We start from the raw sequence: 2,305 nt of genomic DNA, 5'->3' as shown, positions 1-2,305 counted from the left end.
CCGCGGCGCTGGCTGTCCGAGACCGCCGTCGACGACCTCGGCACCCTCAAGGACAAGATCGCCCTGACCACCCTCAAGAAGGGCTCGCTGCTCCAGAGCGACATGGTCGTCGACAAACCCCGGCTGCAACCGGGGGAGCAGGAGATCGCCATCATGATCGACGCGGCGACCGGCGTCGCCGGCAAGATCTACTCCGGCGCCAAGGTCAACATCATCGCCACCTTCAAGGGCGCCAAGGAGGGCGACCCCTCCCGCTCCGTCATCATCGTGGCCAACGCCCGCGTCCTCAACGTCGGCAAGCTCACCCCCCTCGACAAGGACGCCGACCGCCGCGGCCCCGCCGAAGCCGTCCCCATCACCTTCGCCCTGAACACCAAGGACACCCAGCGCGTCGCGTACGCCGAGTCCTTCGCGGAGCACGTACGCCTGGCCCTCGTGGCGCCCGGCACCGACTCCGCGCCCGGCGCGGGCGACCGCACGTACACCCTCGACGGGGACAAGTGAGGCCCGGATGACCACCCGAATCCTCCCCGCCGCCGGCGACGCCGACGCCGCGCGCGCCCTCTCCGCCCTCCTCGGCCAGCTCCCGGACGCCGAGCCGGCCGCACCGCTCCCCGACTCCGGTGCGCTCCTCGACACCCTGGCCCGGCTGGCCGCCGGATCCGTCGACGAGCTGCCCGAGGTCGTCCTCGTCCACGAGCGCATCGGGCCCGTACCCGCCCTCGACCTCATCCGCGAAGTCGCCCTCCGCTTCCCCGCCGTCGGCGTCGTCCTGCTCTCCTCCGACACCGGCCCCGCCCTCTTCTCCGCCGCCATGGACTCCGGCGCGCGCGGCCTGATCGGGCTCCCGCCCTCGTACGAGGAGCTCGCCGCCCGCGTCCAGGCGGCTGCCCAGTGGTCCGCGGGCGTCCGCCGCCACCTGGGCCGCCCCGCCGACGCGCCGGGCGGACCCGGCGGGCGCGTCGTCACCGTCGCCGGAGCCAAGGGCGGAGTCGGCGCCACCCTCACCGCGGTCCAGTTCGCGCTCGCCGCGGCCGCCGCCGGGCGGCGCACCGTCCTCGTCGACATGGACCTCCAGGCCGGTGACGTCGGCTCCTACCTCGACGTGCAGTTCCGCCGCTCCATCGCCGACCTCGCCGGCATCCACGACATCTCCCCGCGCGTCCTCCAGGACGCCGTCTACGACGACCGGACCGGCCTCGCCCTGCTCCTCGCACCCGCCGAGGGCGAACGCGGCGAGGAGGTCGACGACCGGGCCGCCCGCCATGTCGTCACCGCCCTGCGCGGCCGCTACGAACTCGTCGTCGTCGACTGCGGCACCCAGGTGACCGGCGCGAACGCGGCCGTCGTCGAGATGGCGGACACCGCCGTGCTCGTCACCACCCCGGACGTGGTCTGCGTACGCGCCGCCAAGCGCATGGTCCGCATGTGGGAGCGGCTCCAGGTCCGCAAGGCCGAGGACACCGCGATGGTCGTCAACCGCTGGAGCAAGCACACCGAGATCCAGCCCTCCCTCATCGAGAAGATCACCAAGACGCGGGTGGCGAAGACCCCCGTCCCCGCGGCCTTCAAGGAGCTCCAGCCCGTCGTGGACGCCGGCCGCCTCCAGGACCTCGACAACCGGTCCGCCGTCAAACAGGCCCTGTGGACCGTCGCCGGAGAACTCGGCCTGCTCGCCGCCCCCGCCGACCAGGCCGGAGCCGCCGGGGCGCAGGCCGCACTCCCCGGCCGGGACGCCGCCGGCGGCGGCCGGGGCTCCGGCGCCGCCGTCGCCGTGCGCGCGGCCGGACCCGTCGCCCGGCTGCGCCGCGGCGGCGGCGACCGCGGCTCCCTCGGGCCGTGGCCGCGCCGCGGCCGGGAGGGCTGACCGGTGGCCGCGCGCACACCGGCCGCAGGCCGCGGCCGCGGTCCCGGTCCCGGCCGCATCCGTGCCGCGGCAGGCGACCGCGGGCAGGTCGCCGTCGAGTTCGCCGGGATGGTCCCGCTGATCCTGCTGCTCGTCGTGGCGGTCTGGGAGTGCGTCCTCATCGGGTACGCCTTCTCCCTCGCGGGGAACGCGGCGGACGAGGCCGCCCGCGCGGGCGCCGTCAAGGGAGGCGGCGCGTGCGCGGCCGCCGCAGGCGAGCACATCGGCAGCGCCTGGGGCATGACCGCCGAATGCCGCGCGGAGGGCCGCCTGTACAAGGCGACCGTCAAGCTCGAAATCCCGGTGCTCCACCCGTCGCTGAGCTTCGGGGCCATCACCGGCGAGGCCGGCGCGGTGCGGGAGGAGGAGGACTAGATGCCCCAGCCCCGACCCCTGCCC

The 2,305-nt window shown here is 75.3% G+C and carries 3 protein-coding genes; all 3 read left to right on the top strand.

Translation table 11 applies throughout. The features are described from left to right. The coding region (locus EF903_RS31775) for an RcpC/CpaB family pilus assembly protein (protein WP_125548425.1) at positions 1–504 on the top strand (504 nt) is incomplete at its 5' end. Positions 505–511: 7 nt separating this feature from the next. Beyond that, entirely contained in the window at positions 512–1,867 is a 1,356-nt protein-coding gene (locus EF903_RS31770; RefSeq protein ID WP_125548424.1) for an AAA family ATPase, read from the top strand. Between the two features lie 3 nt (positions 1,868–1,870). Beyond that, positions 1,871–2,281, top strand: a complete 411-nt coding sequence (locus EF903_RS31765) for a TadE/TadG family type IV pilus assembly protein (RefSeq protein ID WP_260616190.1) — start codon at positions 1,871–1,873, stop codon at positions 2,279–2,281. The last annotated feature ends 24 nt before the right edge of the window (positions 2,282–2,305 follow it).

This window comes from Streptomyces sp. WAC05292 (assembly GCF_003949955.1).
Taxonomy (GTDB): Bacteria; Actinomycetota; Actinomycetes; order Streptomycetales; family Streptomycetaceae; genus Streptomyces; species Streptomyces globosus.
The sequence above is the reverse complement of the archived record's forward strand: the minus strand, read 5'-3'. Positions and strand labels throughout refer to the sequence as shown.

Coding starts and splice junctions, on each gene's coding strand:
- EF903_RS31770 (WP_125548424.1), top strand. CDS start 512: ATGACCACCCGAATCCTCCCCGCCGCCGGCGACGCCGACGCCGCGCGC.